Origin of the sequence: Sporosarcina sp. E16_8 (assembly GCF_017347095.1) — a bacterium.
GTDB lineage: Bacteria > Bacillota > Bacilli > Bacillales_A > Planococcaceae > Sporosarcina.
Window position 1 is genome coordinate 186,182 of sequence record NZ_JADPRZ010000002.1, and the last position, 20,866, is coordinate 207,047.

Below are 20,866 nucleotides of genomic sequence, written 5' to 3' on the forward strand. Positions count from 1 at the left end.
TTATTCTTTTAAATACAGGACATTTATCGACAGAAAGGATGAATTATTCTGGCTACTACACTATTTGCACTCGACATTGGGACTCGTTCTGTCGTTGGAATCATCCTTATTGAAGACAATGGTATTTTTCACGTTGCTGACCTTGTTTCAATTGAACATAAAGAACGTTCAATGATTGACGGACAAATACATAATATTTTAAGTGTTGCAAGCGTCATTTCGGAAATCAAAGAAACACTCGAGAAAAAACATGGTCCTTTGAAACGAGTCAGTGTTGCCGCCGCGGGTCGGGCTTTGAAAACATCGGAAGGTTCAATGGCAATCGACATTTCAGAAAGGTCCCTCATTGCTGTTGAAGACATCAATCATTTGGAACTTGCAGCAGTCCAACAAGCTCAGCAAAAACTGCTGTCCTCCGATAAGGTGACAAAAGACGATTATTATTATTGTGTCGGTTATTCAGTTCTTTACTATAAACTTGAAGGTGATGAAATAGGCAGCTTGATTGATCAGGCTGGGCGGTCTGCTTCTGTTGATGTCATCGCGACATTCCTTCCTCGAGTCGTCGTCGAATCACTTCTTTCAGCACTAAAACGTGCAGGACTTGAAATGGAAGCACTGACACTGGAACCGATTGCAGCTATCAACGTCCTTATCCCGCCATCCATGAGACGCCTAAACGTCGCGCTTGTCGATATAGGTGCAGGTACATCGGATATAGCCATTACCGATAACAACACCGTTGTGGCTTACGGAATGGTACCACTTGCAGGTGATGAAATTACTGAAGCACTCAGCAACCATTATCTCCTTGACTTCCCACTTGCTGAAACTGCAAAAAGAAGTATCACAACAGAAGATACAATTGTCATGACAGACATTCTAGGCTTTGAAGAAAATGTCGCATCAAGTGATGTGACCGCTATTATCAAACCCGCCGTAGACCGACTTGCAAAATCTATTTCGGATGAAATCAAGCGCCTGAACAATGGAGTTTCCCCTAAAGCAGTCATGGTTGTTGGCGGCGGAAGTTTAACTCCAGGGCTGACAAAAGAAATTAGTATTTGCTTAGGACTACCCGAAAACAGGGTAGGTATTCGTGGGTTGGATGCTCTCTCGGGAGTTACTATGAAACCTGGAATCGCTTCGTCACCTGAACTCGTCACACCAATAGGTATCGCTATTGCAGCAAGAAGAGCACCGATTCATTATATGTCCGTGTCCGTAAATGACAAGGTGCTACGACTCTTCGAATTAAAAGAAATGACTGTCAGCGATGCACTCCTTGCAGCAAACATTAAAGCACGCCAACTATATGGCATGCCCGGACTCGGAATGACAATAACAGTAAATGACAACGATATCATAATACCCGGCGAACACGGTACACCCTCAACAATCCTATTGAACGGGGTAAAAGCAAGTACAAAAGACTCCATCAAAAACGGCGATACAATCGACTTACTTCCCGGCAGTGATGGTACTAACGCAACAGCCGCTGTACGTGACCTTGTTGAGGATATGAAGGCCATCAGTGCTACGATGGATGGAGTTACCGTGCAATTGGAACCCCTAATTCACATTAATGGAAGTCTAAAAAATAGTGATACGTTGATCCGAGACCGTGATAAAATCACAGTTTCACATGCCAGAACAGTTGCAACAGCGTTTGAAAAAGCACATCGAAATGACCTTTTATATGGTAGTACCTTCACTGTATCCGTTAATCAAAATAAGGTCACTTTGAAAAAAAAGAACATTGAGTTCTTCATCATGGGAACTTCAGTGCAACCTTCACACATACTGAAAAATGGAGACCTAATTACAACCCAAAAACCACCCTTCCCTACCATAGAAGAAGTTATAGCGGAGATTGGTAAAAAGGCATTCGATATAATAACGGTTCAATTTAATGATGAAACTATTACAATTCGAAAACCACGACTTAGACTTACACTAAATGGCCATGATGAGAAAGTATCCACCATTGTAAAACCTGGTGACCGCCTTGATTTCGTAGCACTAAGTGAAAGTCCTATTACTTTCGGCGACATCTTTGCGTTTACAGATTATAGTTTACCCGAAAGCACATCAAGTAATTATAAATTGCTTCGAAACGGTACACCCATCGGATTCAACGATGCTATTTTCGGCGGCGACAGACTTGAAATTAGTTTTATGTAAGTAAAGCGGAAGCGACTCGGTAGACCCGAAAAGCGCTGGCCGACTAAATTCGCCACGTCCTGTGGCAACGTCGGCACTAGTACGTCCTGTACGTCGGAGGTCTTGAAGATAAAGGCGTACTTTGCCTTTTCTGCAAGATCGCAGAGACTCAAGGGGCTGGCGTCTGAACATCGATCCAGGTACAAAACGTTATACTTTCTTACTTAAAAAAGTCCATCTACTCAAATTTGAGTAGATGGACTTTTAACATTTTTTCATTTTTCAAGAATGTCTGACACGTAGTTCTGGTTAGTTGTTTTATCTTTACCAAGGTTCTCACTGTTACCGTAAGAGACATCACTATTGCCAGTTGTAGCTTCCTCGGCATTATTAGCTTTTCCCACAACTGCTTTTTTTATTGCTTCAGCAGTTGCTGTCACACTTTCCTCTCCAGCTTCAACTGAATTTTCAATTTTAGATTTTGCTGTATCAATAAAATCAATAGACTCTTCACCTTCAGAAGATGCTGTTCCATCATCCATCGGCATAGATGTTTTTGATTTCATCGATTTCACTTTATCGACAAATTGTCCAGATTGTTCTTGGATTGTTTTCGATAGTTCACCCGTTTTCTCTTTTGCGACCGAAGTTAACTCTGTTGCTTTTTCCTTTGCAACAGAACTGATTTCAATACTTTTATCTTTCAGATGAGTTGCTTGAGTCGTAAGATTTCCACGCATTTCACTACCCGTTTTTGGTGCCAAGAATAGTGCTGCAGCTGCTCCGATAACTCCTCCGACAAGTGCACCCACTAAGAAGCTTCCAGCTCCTGAACTTTCATTTTCATCATAGAAAGAATCTGTATAGTCCTTGTTATAATCATAATTTGCCGGTAGGTATGATGGTTGACCATATGCATTTTCATAACCTTGGCCACCCTGATTGTATTGTGGGTCATTATTAGTTGATTTCACTTTGTTTTCTTCACTCATATCCAATTCCTCCTATTTTTAAAACTATATATTTATATGTTGAAATAATAAATCCCACTGTACCGTTTCGGTGCTAGGGAATCCCTCTCACTCGGTTTATATAGGTATTCTCATCTTACACTTATACACTCTGTATTTGGGTCCTATTTATTAGCCTTTATTCGGGCTAGGCAATCTCTTTTGGCCCGGTACCGGCTTATAAGCAGTCCAGCCTTTCATGTTTGTCTTACCTGTCTTCCGTTCCTTTACCTTGCTCATAATGTCTATAACCACATTGCTCCATTGAACAATTTGTGCAATCTTGTCACTGTTCCGTTCTGCTTCTGTAGCGATATTGCTGGAAACTCTTCGAACAGAGGAATTGAGTACTGTGACAGACTCCCCGACGCCTTTCACAGCATCGACGACAGTGTTCAGTTTTTCGGCTTTCTGCTGAATGTCTTCGGCAAGTTGATTTGTTTTATGAAGAAGTTCTGTTGTTTCCGTTGTTACCCCTTCAAGTTGAGTTGTCAGCCCTTCCATTGTTCCAGAAACACTTTGTAATGTGTTCTTCAATGAAGATAGGGTTTTCGCCAAACTAATGCATAAAATCAAAAATGCGATTGCAGCGACAATTGCCGCTATGTACAGTAAATTTTCCACGGTACTGCCTCCTTCAAATACTCATATAACATTGTCTACCCTTGTAAAGGATAAAATAAACGTTATACCTCTTTATTACTTCTTCGACATTACTCTTCATTTTCCTTCATGAAACTAGAAATCATTTTATTTTACAGGGTAACTGGTTCATTCCCAAACGAAAAAACAGCTGGCCCTGGATCAAGATGATTCTGCCCTGTCCAGGGTCAAGCTGTTTTTAATTGAAATATAGATGTTGAAATAAAAAACTTCAGTGATTCTACACACTCAACATATAGATTGCTCTGTTAAACTGTTTCTTCTCTTTCAAGATAAGACTTGAATGCGCTCATGTATTTCTGAACATCGCCTGCACCCATGAAGAGGTATACTGCATCTCCATGAGATTCAAGTGATTCATTATCATCAAGATCAAGATGCTTTGCACCTGGAATTTTATTAATAAGATCATTAATCGTTAAATTACCTACCTTTTCACGTGCAGACCCAAATATATCGCATAAATAGACATGGCCAGCAGTTGAAAGACTTTCTGCAAATTCATCTAAAAGAGCAGCGGTCCTCGTAAATGTATGCGGTTGGAATATCGCAACAATTTCACGGTTAGGGTATTTCTGTTGCGCTGTTTGCAGTGTTGCCTGGATTTCAGTAGGGTGATGGGCATAATCATCCACAATAATCCGATTCGCTATCTCCATTACCGTGAAACGTCTTTTAACACCATGAAATGTCGACAGTCTTTCTTGGATAGTAGATGCTTTTACTCCTTCATAATGACAGAGCACAATCACACCTAAGGAATTCAAGATTGCATGATCCCCGGCCAACGGTATTGTAAAATTATGATAAAATTCGTTCCTTACAAAAACATCGAAGGATGAACCTTCCATCGTTTTGACAATATTTTTCGCAGCAAAATCATTCGATTCTTCAAATCCGTAATAGAGCACTGGTACATTAGCCTGAATTTTTTGCAAGTGTCTATCATCACCACATGCAATTAGTGCTTTCTTCACTCGCAGTGCCATTTCACCAAATGCGTCCATCACATCCGCAAGATCCTTAAAGTAATCCGGATGATCAAAATCGATATTCGTCATAATCGCATAGTCGGGTTCGTATGCCAGGAAATGCCGTTTATATTCGCAAGCTTCGAAAACAAAGTACTCGCTATCTGCAGGACCACTCCCCGTGCCATCTCCAATTAAATATGAAGTTGGTGAATGGCCTGATAGTACATGAGCAAGCAAGCCAGTAGTCGACGTTTTACCGTGTGAACCTGTAACTCCGACAGATATGAAATTCTCCATATACTTCCCTAAAAAATCATGGTATCGAATAATTTCGAGGCCAAGTTCCTTAGCCCTTATAAGTTCTGGGTGACTATCAGGAAAAGCATTTCCTGCGATAACTGTCATGCCTGATTTAATATTGTTTTCATCAAATTTCAAGACAGTTATGTTTCTTTCGTGGAGCGGATCTTCTGTGAAGAACCATTTCTCCACGTCTGAACCTTGTACTTCATTCTCAGAATCGTGAAGTATTTGGGCGAGCGAACTCATTCCAGCGCCCTTAATGCCAGTAAAATGGAAAAACGTCATAATGCAACCTCCCGGGATCATTTCTGTTCCCATTAATTAAATATAAATCATTTATTCCCTATACACTTATCATTTTAGTATATTAATTTAAAGCCTGCATTGCAATGCCCTTACTACTCCATACGATCTGTAAGTCGATCGAGATCACTTTCCGTCAAAAAGACATCTCGCGCCTTACTCCCTCGCGGCCCTGAGATGAATCCACTCTTTTCCATCCGGTCCATTAGTTTGGCGGCCCGATTGTATCCGATACTGAAATTACGTTGTAACAGAGACGTTGATGCACTGCCTGTTTCATGGATAAAGAGACAAGCCTCTTCAAAAAGTGGATCAGCTCCTTCTTCTTCGATACTGCTTGCAAGAAGGTCTTCTTGGCCAAATAAATAATCAGGTGTTGCCTCATTCCGAACGTGTTCTATTATACGCTCTATTTCCTCATCCGTGACAAATGTACCTTGCAGTCGGACACCAGAAGATTGTCCATTTCCAATGTAAAGCATGTCACCTTTGCCAAGTAACCTTTCTGCTCCAGGGGAATCGATTATTGTTCTAGAATCGATTTGTGATGAAACCGAAAATGCGATTCTTGTTGGGATATTTGCTTTGATCGTACCTGTAATAACATCGACAGAAGGACGCTGCGTCGCGATGATCAAGTGAATACCGCAAGCACGTGCTTTTTGCGCAATTCGACTAATTGATACTTCGACATCTGCCGGCGCCATCATCATTAAATCGGCAAGTTCGTCAATGACAATTAGAAGATAAGGCATCTTCAAAGAGAATCGACGACTTTCTACAACCGCCTTATTGTAACGCTCGATATCCCTAACACCTGCATGAGCAAGCAGCTCGTAACGTCGTTCCATTTCCGCCACTGCCCATTTTAATGCAGCAGTTGCAGCTTTGACATCCGTAATCACAGGACTGATTAGATGTGGAATGCCATTGAATGGTGCAAGTTCAACCATTTTAGGGTCAATCAGCATCATTTTCAAGTCCGTTGGTGTAGCTTTGTAAAGCAAGCTGACCAAAATCGAGTTAATGCAGACGGATTTACCAGAACCTGTAGCCCCAGCAATCATACCGTGTGGCATCTTGCGAAGGTCTAAGGTTACTGGTGTTCCAGTCAGGCTTAATCCAAGCACAGCTTCAAGCGGCGACGTCGAAGCCCTGAACTGCTCCGTTGCAATAACTTCGGATATCCGAACAGGTCTTGTCTTCCGATTCGGGATTTCAATTCCAATGGAACTTCTTCCAGGAATAGGTGCTTGGATACGAATATCTTCGGCTGCCAGTGCCAACTTCAAGTCATCTGTTAAATTACGTACTTTACTCACTTTAGTCCCTACCCCGACAGTCAGTTCAAAACGAGTGACAGTCGGACCTTGCATTGCTTCAATAACGGTCGCTTTAACAGCAAAATGCGACAGCGCTTCCTCAAGCTTTTCAGATTGCGATTCCAGCCACTCTGTATCTTCGATTTGAGATTCGGGTGGAATCAGATAATCCAGTGATGGGAATGCATAATAGGGTTCCTCCTCCTCTTCCTCTATGGTTTCGACGGCTATTTCTTTAGACTCTACCAAAGCTTCTTCTCGGACGTGGACCAATGGTTTCGTACTTATCGACTCAGAGATAGTTACTTTTTCGTTTTCATTTGGGACTTGCAAAATTGAAGGTATTACTGCTTTCAGCTTTTCTTTATCGGACTTCAACATTAGTACATTGAATGGAACAGTCCGTTCTTTTCTAGTTTCCTGAATCTGTTCTTCTACCAATTCAGGAATCTCAGGAGAAGGCTCATCATCTGCTTCTGCCTCAGCATCAGGTAACGCATCCTCAGTATGTTCCACAATATCCAAAATAATTCCCTTAAAGTCATCTTCAACCACTAATGATTCGATTGTAGAGATTTCATCCTCAGAAGGCTCTAAAGCTTCCGGCACGACCACCGTCTCTTCGTCCTCAATTACTGTTGATTCGATTTCGTAGACTTCAACTTTTGGAGGTTCTATCTCACTAGAAGTAACTTCACTGCTGTCATTTCCAACTACAAAGTCTTCGTTCAAAATTGATATGCTAATCGTTTTTTCGTTTTCATAAGGAACTTCATCCGGCTGTGTCAGCTGTTGTTCTGTGACAACTTCCTTATCTTCCCGTGGTTGTAACATTACTTCTTCTACTTTCGAAGGTGTCATTGCTTCTCTTCTTGGGTTAATAAATCCATGCACAGGTGAAGGTACTTCGGTCGGTGTAAATGGTTTACTGGAACGTTTTTGTACCGACACATTCACTTTCGGCGGAAGTTCCTCCTGAAGTACCTTTTTTGTGGAGGAGAAAGAACTTTTTCCCCCTTTCTCTTCTACGCCATATTTTTGTAATGATTCAGCCCTGAAGATATTGACTGTTCTGTTGTCACTTGGCCATTTAACATTTTCTGAAAGTGGTTTCGTTTCATAATTATCGAACACATCTTCATTTTTGGTTGTTTTTTTTGGAGTATCAACTTTAGTAACAGGTTCATCGTCCCAACCATAAATTTCTGCATCTGAGATAATTGGAAAGCGAAATGATGTACTGTTCTTTGTTTCATTTTTATTTAATGATTCGTCAATTTCATTTTCTGGTTCTTCGTATTCTAGCTCCACTTTATTGTTGTCTTCATCCGGTCCAAATAACCGGCCTACTATTGTTTTAAACCAACTCAAGACTATCACTCTTTTCATGTCAATCACTCTATTTTAACAGTACTGACACGACAAAATCAAATCAATTTATAAAATCAAAAGAACGTACCATGCCGGTACGTTCTTTGTGCTCTTATTTATTGAAAGTTTCTCCAGTAACAGCGTTGTTGTCTAGTACTAAAATCCCTTTTTCTTCGGGTGCGTCAGGCAGACCAAGTTCTTTAGCCGAGCAAATCATTCCAGCCGATGGAACTCCACGCAATTCTGCATCACGTATGATCATACCGGATGGCATAACAGCTCCAACTTTCGCAACAACAACCTTCTGCCCCGCATCCACGTTCGGTGCACCACAGACAATTTGGACTTCTTCACTGCCGACATCTACTGTACAAACACTTAACTTATCAGCATTCGGATGCTTTTCCTTTGTCAAAATATGCCCTACAACAAACTTAGGTGTGAAATCTACGTCCAGTTTAATTTCTACGCCATTCTTCAGAAGTGCGTTTTGCAATTGACTCGCCACAGCTTCAGTCAACTCAACTTCCCCGACCGCTTCATTTTTCACATAAGATGATGCATTGAATAGGTTAAATGCAGTTAATTCTCCAGTAACCTCGTCATGGATTAACGTAACATCCCCTTGTGATTTCGTTGCAACGGCTTCTGGACGTGTAAGTGCAAGCTGCACAAGCAACACATCTCCAACACCATTTAAGTTATAAAATATATTCACTTTTTCTTTCCTTCCCTTCTTGCCAAACGATTTTTAGCCATGATGAAAATTGGTTCAAGTTTTCCATCTTCATAGATGAATGACAGTGACGTAACCGGCACAGTACCAGTTGTAAAGAAATGCATAGCCATTTGCGCGAGTACATCATACCCCGTATCGTTCCGGATATCACCAATTATAAGCACATCTTGGTGTGGGACAGAAACAGTCATATGACCCTCGATTTTAGCTTCCATCTCTTTCAGAAATGCACTGTTCAATATTCTGCTAGCATCATAACCATCGTTATTATTGATGAAGTAATAGATATTACCTGAGACTTCATCCTTCTTCATCGCAGTCGGTAACGCTCTTACACGGAATAATGCAGACTCTGTTATCTCCGTTTCAGACATAGAAAGGGACTCCAGCATACTTTCATCAATTAACCGGTAGGTCGTTCCAAGATCAAGTGCATAATAGATACACGTTTCAGCCGTATGTTCTTTCATAAGGAAACGGTGTCCCACTGCAGATTCCTTCGGAAATGATGAAGACCTGATTACAGGATAAATAATCGTACTATCTGAGAATCCAATTGATTGCTCTTTTTCCATTGCTTTAAAGGTCTCACCGATTGTATAAACTATTTCTTTTATTGCTGCCTCTTTTTTCTGTTCATATTTCACAAGAATTTCCGGAAGCGAAATATCCATCCCTTTTTTTAGAACCGAATGCTCTAGACGAACCTTATCCGTTTTCCGGTCAAACCGCCACTTGAAATGTTCAGATGGAAGATGCTCTTTTAATAGTTCAACAAGCTGTGCAGAATTCATCTACTAATTTCCTCCATTCATATGAAAAGCGCAAGGCGCCATTCAGCCCCCAAACAGGAGGGATGTAGTTCAATCCCTCCCCAAACGGCTAACGGACCGGTGATTTTTCCGGACTGCTTTTGACCCGAGGGGTTGGCGCCTGGAGCTAGACACTATTATAAGTCAAAAAAACTTATACTTTCTTATCTTTTCGTAGAAAAGTAACCTTACTCTTGATTAATAGAACGCACGATTTCCATCATTCTTGCAAGGTTTTCTTCGACGTTTCCTTTTTTCGTCAATGCCGACATTTTTGATCCGCCAACACTTGCAATAAGCTCAACATCGTCTTTGCCACTTTTAACTACTGCCGCAAAACCGAATGTGCCTTCATCCGTAAATGTTGCTTGCTCTACAATTTCCTTGCTTTTATCAGTAAGAAGCAAATCATAAAATAGTTTACTGTCACTTTTTTCATTAGGATTGACAAAAAGGATGAATGTTTCTTCGTTTTTTGTAAAGACGATATTTTGTGCGTCTGACTTATCATCCATTTTAAATCCGGCAGGCAGATATAGTTTAATGCCGTCAATTTCTTCAGTTCGATTTTTATCGTTCGAATGAAATGCTTCTCTCGCCGCTACGACTCCCGAGGTTGCCTTTTCGTCGAGCGATTTTCCACATGCTACAAGCGCTAATACAGATATCGTCAACAGGAATATGAATTTCCATTTTCGGAACATTCGATTTCCCCCAATCATTAATTTAAACACTGTTTATCATTTTAATGTTGTTACGGATTAGTTGCAACCAAAAGACGTTGCAACCTGTTACAACCAAGCACGTTGCTACCTGTTACAACCAAGCACGTTGCTACCTGTTACAACCAAGCACGTTGCAACCTGTTACAACCAAGCACGTTGCTACCTGTTACAACCAAGCACGTTTCAAGATGGTTCGGATTCACTGAGATTGCAGATGGAATTTATATTGCCCCACCAAGAGCTGTAAAATATGTACGAATAACTCATCACGTTTTACCACGTTAGCAGTCAGCATACCTATAGCCCCTTCTTTCATTCGGATTCCACTCGATTTGAAATAAGTATCGACAACCGGTCCCAGTTCTTTCCCCACCGTCAACTCCTCCGCAATTTCTTTGGGTAATGGGATCTGTGCGCCTCCCGCTGTAAATCTTGTTCCATCTGGAAGTGTTAACGCACCCCAGTTACAGAGATACATCTGTCCCTCAAGAATCCGGACGCCACCTTCCAGTCCAATTCCAATTGCACCCGCTTTCGTCCCTGCTGCGCGTAATGCACGATTAATAGCACCGAGCCTAGTTTCATCATCACCGAAAGGCTGGTCTGAAACACCTGACCCCACCTCAATCTCGGCAAGAAGTGACTGCGGAAAATGAATTGCCAAAACCTCTTTGACCGCTTTCACTTTTGCTGGGTTCGTAGACCCTATCATAAATTCCATTCGTATTCTCCCCCATTCATCCAAACAGAAAACCGTCCTCTACGCCATTTTACAGCGTAAGGACGGATTTCAGATTATACGTTACTTTTAATCGTTTCTACCGTTGTCTTATCACATGCCTTCACAAGTTTAACAAGAAGCTCCTTCGCTGCTGCATAGTCGTCCGTGTGGATGATAGATCCCGATGTATGAATATATCGGGAACAAATACCAATTACCGCACTAGGAACGCCTTCATTTGACGTATGGACGCGTCCAGCATCCGTCCCGCCTTGTGAGATGAAGTACTGATAAGGAATATTATGCGTCTCTGCCATATCAAGGATAAATTCGCGCATACCGCGGTGAGTTATCATCGAACGGTCAAAAATCCGGAGTAATGTCCCTTTTCCAAGTTGACCGAATTCATTTTTGTCACCTGTAGCATCGTTTGCAGGGCTTGCATCAAGTGCAAAGAATAAATCCGGATTGATCATCGTCGCTGCTGCCGCAGCACCGCGAAGTCCGACTTCTTCAAGAACGTTTGCCCCAGAGTATAAGTTATTTGGCAATTTTTCACCATGAACTTCTTTTAACAATTCGATTGCAAGTCCGCAACCGTAGCGATTATCCCAAGCTTTAGCAAGTATTTTCTTGTCATTCGCCATTGGTGTAAACGGGCTAACTGGAACAATTTGCTGACCCGGACGAATGCCGATTTTCTTCGCATCAGCCAAATCATCTGCACCAATATCAATTAGCATATTTTTAATATCCATTGGTCTATTACGTACTTCATCACTTAACAAATGCGGCGGAATAGAACCAATGACACCAATAATTGGACCACTATCCGTAATAATTTCAACGCGCTGCGCTAGTAGGACTTGGCTCCACCATCCACCAAGTGGTTGGAAACGAATCATTCCGTTATCCGTAATTTGACTAACCATAAATCCAACTTCATCCATATGACCCGCAACCATTATACGCGGGCCATCTTTAGGGCCTTTTCTAACGCCAAAAATACCACCGAGGTTATCTTGGATCAATTCATCAGAGTACTTTCCAAGTTCTCCACGCATATATCTACGTACCGCGTGTTCATTACCCGGCGCACCCGGAAGTTCGGTCAACGTCCTAAACATTTCAAGTGTGTCTTTTTGCATTAAATAGTTCCTCCCATTTTTTATGTATATACCTACTGTAAATAGTGTAGTCGATTATTCAGAAATTTTCCATCGTTTAATTCGGAATTCGAATTATCATTTCAATAGACTAGCTTCGCAAAGATAAGTAAATTTGTGGTACACTGTTTGAAATACCGATATAGGGGGTAATGAGAATGAAATTAACAGATTTCCTAGCAGGTGTAGTAACGGGTGTTGCGGCTGGTATTGTTGTAAGTGAAACAATCGACCGAGTAAATCAGAACGTTTCGGCAGACTCTGTTCTAAACACAATTAAAGATGCTTTTAAAAATGAAGGTCCGATAGATGGTTCATGGATCGTCATGAAAACTGAACCCTTCAAGAACAATGTCATTACAATGGACGTTTACCGCGGTGGCATATCACGTATTAAAGAAGGCGAACTGGAACAATTCGAATTTGCAGCAGATGCAAAAACAGGTACAGTCGTTGAACTGATAAAAGCATAAATAAAAACTGTCACACTTCCGGATTCTCTCCCGGTAGTGTGACAGTTTTTATTTATATAGACACTTTAATAGATTCGATGATTTCTTTTCCACTTGCATCCCATTTTACAAGTCTATAATAAGCATCATGATAAAATGTGAATCTATATCCACCGGCAAGTGCCTCTTTCATCAATTTTTCTTTAGCAAAAATTGACGTCATCGGGTAATCATCAAAAGCCAGAACCCACAACGGATTACTATGTGCTTGTGTAGGCATAATATCAGCCATATGAAGAATCGTTTCGTCGTTCTGAGTCAATTTGATAACGCTATGACCATCGCTATGACCGCCTGTATGGATCATTTCAATTCCCGGCATAATCGTAATGCTTCCCCCGAAAGTCTTCACCTGTTGCTGAACAGGTTCCCAGTTTTCTTTTAAGTATGTATTCCTGGATCGGATATTGGGATTACGCATTTCATCCCATTCGGTTTGTGAAACGTAAATTTCAGCATTCGGGAAAACTGAAACAAGATTACCTTCACGCCATTCCGTCAAACCCGCTGCATGGTCGTTATGCATGTGTGTCATAAGAATAATATCAATATCTTCTGGTGATAAACTGAGCTCAGCAAGGCTCCCCTCAACCTTTGCCTCTTCAACAATGCCCAGATTTCTCATCATTTTCTCACTGAGTTTTCCTTTTCCATGCCCCGTGTCAATCATTATATTTTTACCTTCATACTGAATAAAAATCGGATCGTTTCTCATCTTGATACGATTTTGTTCATCAGCTTCATATCGCCTTGACCATAGTGCTTTCGGAACAACCCCAAACATCGTTCCCCCGTCTAGAAAATTCCCGCTACCATCTAGCCATGTCAATGTCATATCATGAAATGTATATGTATCCACAGAAACATCCTCCCATTCCCTTGTCTAATACGATTATGAATTAGTAAATTGAGATTCAAGCCTGTATATCGGGTGTCCTTTTGCAGAAAACTTCTCTTCATATTCCGTCATAATATTATCTTCAGGCATTTCTGCATGCAAATCAAGCGATACAGAGCCTAACTTCATGCCGTACCCAGACATCGAGACAAGTGAGTATTCGAACAACAGACGATTATCTGTTTTGAAGTGAATTTCTCCGCCTTCTGCAAGTACTTCTTCATACAGCTTTAAAAATGTTTCATGCGTTAGTCTTCTTTTAGCATTTCTCGTTTTCGGCCACGGATCAGAAAAGTTTAGATATACTCTATTTATTTCCCCTTTGTGGAAGATTTTTGTAAGGTCCATTCCATTTGCGCGAAACAGTTTTAAATTTGTCGGCTTATCTGCTTCAACCGCCTTTTCTAATGCAGATACAATAACATTGTCAAAATGCTCTATGCCTATATAATTCACATCCGGGTTGGCAATTGCCATGCCGATGACAAATTGACCCATACCTGACCCAACTTCAATATGTATTGGGTTTTCATTACCAAAAAGGGTATGCCAACCATTCATCATTTTTTCTGGTTCTGCTAATAGGATATCTGGGTGTTCTGCCATGTAGTCTCTTGCCCATGGTTTATTGCGAAGTCGCATTGTATACACTCTTTTCTATTTATAGGTTATTGATCTTCTTCTGATTGTTGTTCTTCATCATCGCCAAATAGTCTGCTTATCGACGTGGTTTGCCCCATGTCTAGTATTGCCTGGCCTGCTTTGAATTGTGTAGATTTCATCGGAACCGGCAATTTCTGAAGTACAGAAAACCAGTCATCATAGGACCGTCTATCGATAATTTCAACATCAAACGCAGAACCTGGATGGTCGATATACCCGTTGCGTGAAATCAAATATTTCCGTATAGGAAAATCGATTTCTTGTGCTTTAAATATACTTGAAATAATCTTTTCAGTTCTGTTCAGTGCTATCAGTGGACTAAGAAATTTCGTTTCTTGTTCCCCAAGCTTCTTTAACCAGAATCTGTCTCCGCTCCCACTAAACGCTGCAACGTCCTCTTTCTCAAGTACCGTAATACACATGCATTCAACAGGTGTCACAATGATAATGTCTAATTCAACAGGTGCTTTCTTCAGAAGCAAGATCGGATAATAAAACAACAAATGATTATCAGGAAGATTCTGGGCAAAACTTCGTAATAGTGAATCTCGAAAAAAACGCGAATCCACTCTTGACTTGTCCATTAACGTCGAACTTGCCCACTTGATTTGAAAATGAAAAAGTTGTTCCAAATACAGTCTCCTTAAGTTCTCGAGACTTGATGGATTATGAATCAGATTTGGACTAAATCCAAAATTTTCTTCATCACTTTTTTCATCTACGCTATTGTCGTGATCTTGCTCTGCCTCAACATCTTTACGTTGACCGAAGACCCGGAGTAGAGGTGAAAACCATTTGCTCTCTTCCGGTTCTTCTACCTCTTTGATCTCCTGTTGCCATTCTGATAAGTCCGCTCCACTTTCCCACTGGGTCTTCATACGTTCCCATTGATACCTTTTTAAACGGATATACTGCGAAGGGTAACGCGTAAGATCTTGTTCGTAACGGGAGACATAGTCGAGCAGTTTAACAAGTTGCGCCATGTCCATTCACTCCGATCACATACTGTTCGCTATTATTCACCCGCAATGAAAGACGGGATTTGCAAGTTGAATGCTTTTTGTAAGTTCTTTGTCAATGGTCCTACTAGTCCCGAGCCTACAGGACGTCCGTCAATTGAAATGACTGGAGTCACTTCAGATGTTGTTGACGTTAAGATAAATTCATCCATTTCAAAAGCTTCATCTAGTGTAAAGGATTTCTCGACGACGGGAATTCCTTGTTCTTCACATAGTCCTAGAACAACTTGACGTGTAATCCCATTCAAAATTAGATTTGTTACAGGATGAGTATAGACTATTCCATCCTTTATCCCAAACACATTAGACGCAGAACCTTCCGTGACAACACCGTCACGGTGAAGCAATGCCTCTATACAACCCGCCTCATGCGCCTCTTGCTTAGCGAGAACATTGCCGAGCAAGTTAAGACTTTTAATATCGCAACGCAACCAACGGACATCTTCCACTGACTTGACCCCGACTCCGTTTTCTATGCCTGCCATCGGTCTTGGGTTGTTAATTGCATATCCTGTCACGACTGGCGGGACTGCCGGATTAGGGAATTGGTGAAGCCTTGGTGCGGATCCGCGTGTCACTTGGATATAAACATGTCCAACCAAAATGTTGTTTTTCACCACTAATTCACGAGCAATTTCCATCAACTGCACTTCAGCATAGGGAATTGTCATCTTTATCTTCGTAGCACTTTGAAATAAACGATCTATATGTTCTTCCGCAGTGTATAATTCCCCACCATATACTTTAATTACTTCATACACGCCATCCCCAAAATAATAACCGCGATCCTCAATCGAAATCGCTAATCCATCACGTTCAGTAAATTGTCCATCCATAAAATACACTGTCATCCTTATTCCCCTTCCGTTCTTTCAGATACGAGTCGGCTGATTGCATCTGCATAGATCCCAGTCGCCTTCACTAAATCGTCTATATAAACATATTCATCTGCTTGATGAGCTACGTCTTCCCTACCAGGAAATAGCATTCCAAAAGCAACCCCTTTTTCAAGGACGCGTGCGTATGTGCCTCCCCCGATTGCCAATAACTCAGCATGTTCACCGGTATGATCAGTATACACTTCTTGCAACGTCCGAATAAGAGGGTCATTTGCATCCACATGATGCGGTGCAGAGTTCGATCCGATATCGACCGAAAAAGGTGTTTCCGTTAACCGTTTCATACATGTCGTCATTTTCTCTTCAAATAAATAGCTGACTGAATAACGCAGACTTACGTTAATTTCCCCACCGCTTTCGGGATTGTATGTCACGATACCCGCATTCAGCGTCGTATCACCTGACATTTCATCATTGAACGCCAAACCTAAGTAAAGCCCTCTAGATTCATTAGCAAAAGAATCAAACATAAATTGTGTAAAGTCTTTTGATGGACCTTCTTTCAAAATTCGATTCAAGAATGAAGCTAGAAGTACAGCCGCATTGACACCATTATCTGGTTCCATCGCGTGTGCTGACTTCCCATTCAAACTAATGACTGTAATACGACCATCAGTGGAAACTCCCCCTGTTACGTCGTGAATATTCAAAAATGTAACGAACTGTTCATTGTTAAAATCAACTTCCTCAGCCAAGTGCGCTTCTGCATAATCCGGCACCATATTTGTCCGATTTCCTGACTTAAATAACAGAAGCTGTCCATCTGCAGTTATCGCCTTTTGCCTAAATAGGATAGAAGCAATTCCTTTTTCAGCGTTAATAATTGGGAAGTCTGCATCTGGTGCAAATCCAATAGCCGGCATTTCCTCTTTTTCAAAATAGCGATTCACACAACGAAAACCACTCTCTTCGTCCGTTCCAATAATGAGCCGCACGCGTTTGTTCATTGTGATACCCGAGTCCCGGACCATTTTCATAGCATGCCACGCCGCTATAGTCGGCCCTTTATCGTCGATAGCACCGCGACCAAACAGCTTGCCGTCCTCGATAGCACCGCCAAACGGCTCATGTATCCAATTACTACCCGCTGGCACGACATCGACGTGGCAAAGGATTCCGATGAGTTCATCCCCTTCACCCATCTCAATATGCCCCGCCATATTGTCTACATTTTTCACAAGCATTCCCGCTTTGCGACCTTCTTCTAAAATCCAGTCGAGCGCACGCTTTGGTTCTGGTCCAAATGGACAATCTTCAGTAGCTGCGCTTTCATCAAGCACAGAAGGAATAGCAATTAAACTTTGTAAATCAGTTAGTAGAGATTCTCGCCTTTTCAAAGCTTCATTTTCCCAATTAGACATTCAAGGCACCTTCTTTCACAATAAGTCTATTTTCACACGTTAGCCCAAGAAAATAAAGAGGAATCCTCTTTTACAGACTCTTTACAAAAAATTCATGCAATCTTCACGAAAATACGTTATACTAGTATTGTCAGAAGGTTTAATCTGACTTTTCAACTTTTTCGAAAGGATGTGCGTCGTCAGGGATAATTTCAACGTGCTTTAGGCAACATTCATAAGTCTCATGACCATTTTTTTTTGGAAAATGAAGATGAAGGGGTGATTCCACACTTGAAACCTGCAACTGATCGTATGCTTACACGCATTAAGGATATCTACTTTTATATCCTTGATAATGGCACTGTAACTACCGAAAACCTGGTCGAAGAATTTGGCATCACTCACCGTACGGTACAAAGGGACTTAAACGTTCTGGAATACAACGAGCTTATTATGAGCCCGGTACGCGGTAAATGGACGACGACAGCAAAAAAAGTGAAATTATCTTCATGACCCGCACATAACCTAGAAAAGCGTGAGGCGCTAGTTCCAGTACCTGCATTCCTTAGGTACTGGGGCTGGCGCCTGCGATTTGGATGAAAATAAAGAGCTGAACCGTATCGAACGGCTCAGCCCTTTTTATTTTTCAGAAATTTGCATGAGTTGCTGTAATTCCCATTCCGTCAATTCCCGGTATGACCCAAGCGCCAGACTTTCATCCAAAGATAAAGGCCCCATTGATAAGCGCTTTAAGTAAATAACTTGCTTACCAACTGCTTCAAACATTCGTTTGACCTGATGATATTTCCCTTCTGTAATTGTCAACTCGATTTCGGAAATATCGGCTGATTTCAAAATCCGCAACTGGCCAGGCTTTGTCTCATAGCCGTCATCCAGAATAACGCCCTCTGAAAATCGCTCGGTATCCTCTTCTGTAACAATTCCTTCGATATGAGCATAATACGTTTTCGGCACACCTTTTTTAGGTGACAATAAGTTATGCGCAAGCTTTCCATCATTTGTTAGCAACAGAAATCCTTCCGTATCTTTATCCAACCTGCCAACAGGAAACATTTCAAAAATGTTATATTCAGCGTCTAATAAATCAATTACAGTCTGGTCCCTTTTATCCTCAGTAGCAGATAATACCCCCTGCGGCTTGTTCATCATCAGGTACATAAATTCTTTATAGATAACTTTTTGACCAAGTATCGTTACTTCATCCTTCACTACATCGACATGTAGTGCCGCATCTTTTACTGCCACTGCATTAACCCGTACGGCACCTTTTTTCATCAATTGTTTAACTTCTTTACGCGTACCGTATCCCATGTTCGACAACAATTTATCTAAACGCATTATTTGCCTCCTAAAAGCCTAATTTCTTCGTGAATCTAGTCAATCGCTCTCCGAATAATTTCTGTGCGAGACCCGTTTTAAGTGATAGATAACCGTAAATCGCAGCGCCTACAGTAGCACATATAAAAATGTACAAGATAGACTGCATTTTCCCGTCAACAGGACTGATTGCTGTCAGTCCTTTCAATGTAAATGTAACAACTAAAAACATGATGGCATTTAAGATACCAATGAGAATCAGTCTTCTGAATACCATCTGCGACCTGTAGTGAAGGACTTTTGTAATGATGGCTAAATTTATGCCGACTGCAATTGTATAGCCAATTGAAGTTGCTAAAATAGCACCATTCGTTTCAAACATTTTGATAAGCGGTATATTTAGTACGAGTTTGAAGAATAGACCAAGTAATGACGTGAATATAATCCATTTATGCCGGTCAATTCCTTGTAAAATGGCGGCTGTCACCGTATATAAACCAAACAAAATGGCAACTGGGGCATAACTTGCTAATATTTCCGAGCCCACAGTACTTTTACTATAAAGGGTTTGATAAAGTTCATCTGATAAGATAATTATTCCGATGACCATTGGAACTGTTAAATACAACATAATTTGAAATGTTTGATCGAGTGAACGCGTAATTCCTATTGGATCTTTTTTCACATAATAACTTGTAATGACAGGAATCAATGCCATCGAAAACCCTGTCGCAACCATGACTGGAATCATAACAAATTTATGGGTAAGTAAATTTAACATACCTAAATAAGTTTCAGTTACTTCGGCAAATCCAATTGAGGACATAGCTTGATTAAAAGTAATCATATCGACGAACTGATACAGCGGATTAATTACTCCGACAAGAACAAACGGCAAAATATAAGCAAATACTTCTGTATACATCTCTTTGAAAGAAACATCACTCGCTGGGGGGCTGTTCGCCAACAGATGGTCCAGTTCAGGTTTGTAAGACTTCCAGTATTTAAAGAGGACTACAAGACCTGCCAGTGCTCCGATAAATGCCGCGAATACCGCAAAATTGACAGCTGTTTTTGGCGATCCGTCTAAGACATTGACGACAATGAATGCCCCCACAAGAACAACGATGATCCTGACAATCTGTTCGACAAGTTGCGAGACAGAAGTAGGTTCAAATTTCTGATATCCTTGCAGAAAACCACGAACAATACTCATAAGTGGTACGGCCAATAGTGCATAACTGACCCAACGAATCACGCCTGCAATATCATCCACCGAAAAAGTTTGGTCATCACTACTATGAACAAGTTTAGCGATTGGTTCGGCCAGTAAATATAGGGTGAAAAATGAAACTAAGCCCGTAATCGCCATGACAAGCATACCTGATTTCAGCAATTTCCGACCAGTTGCATAATCACCCAATTCATTGTACTTCGAAACATATTTAGATATTGCAAGTGGTGCCCCTGAAATCGCTATTGCTAACGCAATATTATAAGGCACATACGCATATTGATATAATGGAATATTTTCTTCCCCAACAATTGCATAGAGTGGAATAAGATATAATAGTCCAAGTGCTTTAGATAAAAACAACCCCACCGTTAGTATGGCGGTACCTTTTACAAGATTTGATGACATGTTTGATCCTTCCATTCTCCCTAAATCTACTTTACAGTTTACCCTATAGACAACGCTTTTCACAATGAATATCCGTCAATCGTGTATATTAGAGGAAAACTAAAAGTGTGATTTCCATTCTATATGGCGTCATTATCTGACAATGATTTGAGTAAAACGTATAGACGAGTGAAACTAAGTGGGCAGTCCCCAAAGAAACAATAGCGAAAATAGTATAACGAAGATTGCATTCAAGAAAAATCAGGCTACCTATCTCCACTAGATTATGGAGAAAAGGCAGCCT

19 protein-coding genes are annotated in these 20,866 nt (G+C 41.0%); 3 read left to right on the forward strand and 16 right to left on the reverse strand.

Going from position 1 to position 20,866, the window contains the following annotated elements; all coding sequences use genetic code 11:
- The first annotated feature begins 171 nt into the window (after positions 1 to 171).
- A complete protein-coding gene (locus tag I2484_RS02700; protein WP_255551018.1) occupies positions 172 to 2,184 on the forward strand; it encodes a cell division protein FtsA in 2,013 nt (670 codons plus the stop codon).
- A gap of 254 nt (positions 2,185 to 2,438) precedes the next feature.
- Here I2484_RS02700 and I2484_RS02705 read toward each other — a convergent pair whose 3' ends face one another.
- The 9 genes from I2484_RS02705 to I2484_RS02745 all read right to left on the reverse strand — a co-directional run bounded on the left by I2484_RS02705 (position 2,439) and on the right by I2484_RS02745 (position 12,254).
- On the reverse strand, positions 2,439 to 3,155 hold the full coding sequence (locus I2484_RS02705) for a YtxH domain-containing protein (RefSeq protein ID WP_207149481.1): 717 nt from the start codon (positions 3,153 to 3,155) through the stop codon (positions 2,439 to 2,441).
- 150 nt (positions 3,156 to 3,305) lie between these two features.
- The gene (locus tag I2484_RS02710) at positions 3,306 to 3,797 is read right to left on the reverse strand and encodes a DUF948 domain-containing protein (RefSeq protein ID WP_207149482.1); all 492 of its coding nucleotides are present in this window, start codon (positions 3,795 to 3,797) and stop codon (positions 3,306 to 3,308) included.
- Positions 3,798 to 4,084: 287 nt separating this feature from the next.
- Complete coding sequence (gene murC, locus I2484_RS02715; RefSeq protein ID WP_207149483.1) at positions 4,085 to 5,398, reverse strand: UDP-N-acetylmuramate--L-alanine ligase; 1,314 nt, start codon at positions 5,396 to 5,398, stop codon at positions 4,085 to 4,087.
- 113 nt (positions 5,399 to 5,511) lie between these two features.
- On the reverse strand, positions 5,512 to 8,127 hold the full coding sequence (locus tag I2484_RS02720) for a DNA translocase FtsK (RefSeq protein ID WP_207149484.1): 2,616 nt from the start codon (positions 8,125 to 8,127) through the stop codon (positions 5,512 to 5,514).
- 94 nt (positions 8,128 to 8,221) lie between these two features.
- Positions 8,222 to 8,827, reverse strand: coding sequence for a YtpR family tRNA-binding protein (gene ytpR / locus I2484_RS02725; protein WP_207149485.1), 606 nt, complete (start codon positions 8,825 to 8,827; stop codon positions 8,222 to 8,224).
- Positions 8,824 to 9,642, reverse strand: a complete 819-nt coding sequence (locus I2484_RS02730; protein ID WP_207149486.1) for a DUF1444 domain-containing protein — start codon at positions 9,640 to 9,642, stop codon at positions 8,824 to 8,826. The genes ytpR and I2484_RS02730 overlap by 4 nt, the downstream gene beginning before the upstream one ends.
- Positions 9,643 to 9,848: 206 nt before the next feature.
- On the reverse strand, positions 9,849 to 10,364 hold the full coding sequence (locus I2484_RS02735) for a hypothetical protein (RefSeq protein ID WP_207149487.1): 516 nt from the start codon (positions 10,362 to 10,364) through the stop codon (positions 9,849 to 9,851).
- A 220-nt stretch (positions 10,365 to 10,584) separates the two neighbouring features.
- A complete protein-coding gene (locus tag I2484_RS02740; protein ID WP_207149488.1) occupies positions 10,585 to 11,106 on the reverse strand; it encodes a DUF84 family protein in 522 nt (173 codons plus the stop codon).
- A gap of 74 nt (positions 11,107 to 11,180) precedes the next feature.
- Complete coding sequence (locus I2484_RS02745) at positions 11,181 to 12,254, reverse strand: M42 family metallopeptidase (RefSeq protein WP_207149489.1); 1,074 nt, start codon at positions 12,252 to 12,254, stop codon at positions 11,181 to 11,183.
- A 176-nt stretch (positions 12,255 to 12,430) separates the two neighbouring features.
- Here I2484_RS02745 and I2484_RS02750 point away from each other — a divergent pair, with 176 nt between their 5' ends.
- Complete coding sequence (locus tag I2484_RS02750; RefSeq protein ID WP_186669959.1) at positions 12,431 to 12,745, forward strand: hypothetical protein; 315 nt, start codon at positions 12,431 to 12,433, stop codon at positions 12,743 to 12,745.
- Between the two features lie 52 nt (positions 12,746 to 12,797).
- Here I2484_RS02750 and I2484_RS02755 read toward each other — a convergent pair whose 3' ends face one another.
- The 5 genes from I2484_RS02755 to pepV are packed head-to-tail and all read right to left on the reverse strand — an operon-like array spanning position 12,798 to position 17,624.
- Positions 12,798 to 13,643 carry a YtnP family quorum-quenching lactonase gene (locus tag I2484_RS02755; RefSeq protein ID WP_207149490.1) on the reverse strand — a complete coding sequence of 282 codons (846 nt, stop codon included), beginning with the start codon at positions 13,641 to 13,643 and terminating at the stop codon, positions 12,798 to 12,800.
- 33 nt (positions 13,644 to 13,676) lie between these two features.
- Positions 13,677 to 14,324 (reverse strand): tRNA (guanosine(46)-N7)-methyltransferase TrmB, encoded by a 648-nt coding sequence (trmB, locus tag I2484_RS02760; RefSeq protein WP_207149491.1) that lies wholly within the window; start codon positions 14,322 to 14,324, stop codon positions 13,677 to 13,679.
- A 26-nt stretch (positions 14,325 to 14,350) separates the two neighbouring features.
- A complete protein-coding gene (locus I2484_RS02765) occupies positions 14,351 to 15,328 on the reverse strand; it encodes a nuclease-related domain-containing protein (protein WP_207149492.1) in 978 nt (325 codons plus the stop codon).
- Positions 15,329 to 15,360: 32 nt separating this feature from the next.
- On the reverse strand, positions 15,361 to 16,215 hold the full coding sequence (dat, locus tag I2484_RS02770) for a D-amino-acid transaminase (RefSeq protein ID WP_207149493.1): 855 nt from the start codon (positions 16,213 to 16,215) through the stop codon (positions 15,361 to 15,363).
- 2 nt (positions 16,216 to 16,217) lie between these two features.
- On the reverse strand, positions 16,218 to 17,624 hold the full coding sequence (gene pepV, locus I2484_RS02775) for a dipeptidase PepV (protein ID WP_207149494.1): 1,407 nt from the start codon (positions 17,622 to 17,624) through the stop codon (positions 16,218 to 16,220).
- 270 nt (positions 17,625 to 17,894) lie between these two features.
- Here pepV and I2484_RS02780 point away from each other — a divergent pair, with 270 nt between their 5' ends.
- Entirely contained in the window at positions 17,895 to 18,116 is a 222-nt protein-coding gene (locus tag I2484_RS02780) for a DeoR family transcriptional regulator (RefSeq protein WP_067207480.1), read from the forward strand.
- A 126-nt stretch (positions 18,117 to 18,242) separates the two neighbouring features.
- On the opposite strand, the gene I2484_RS02785 is transcribed toward I2484_RS02780, so the two are convergent.
- Together I2484_RS02785 and I2484_RS02790 are read right to left on the reverse strand one after the other, a co-directional pair.
- Positions 18,243 to 18,962, reverse strand: coding sequence for a pseudouridine synthase (locus I2484_RS02785; protein ID WP_207149495.1), 720 nt, complete (start codon positions 18,960 to 18,962; stop codon positions 18,243 to 18,245).
- Positions 18,963 to 18,972: 10 nt separating this feature from the next.
- Positions 18,973 to 20,583 carry a putative polysaccharide biosynthesis protein gene (locus I2484_RS02790; protein WP_207149496.1) on the reverse strand — a complete coding sequence of 537 codons (1,611 nt, stop codon included), beginning with the start codon at positions 20,581 to 20,583 and terminating at the stop codon, positions 18,973 to 18,975.
- Positions 20,584 to 20,866 lie beyond the last annotated feature (283 nt).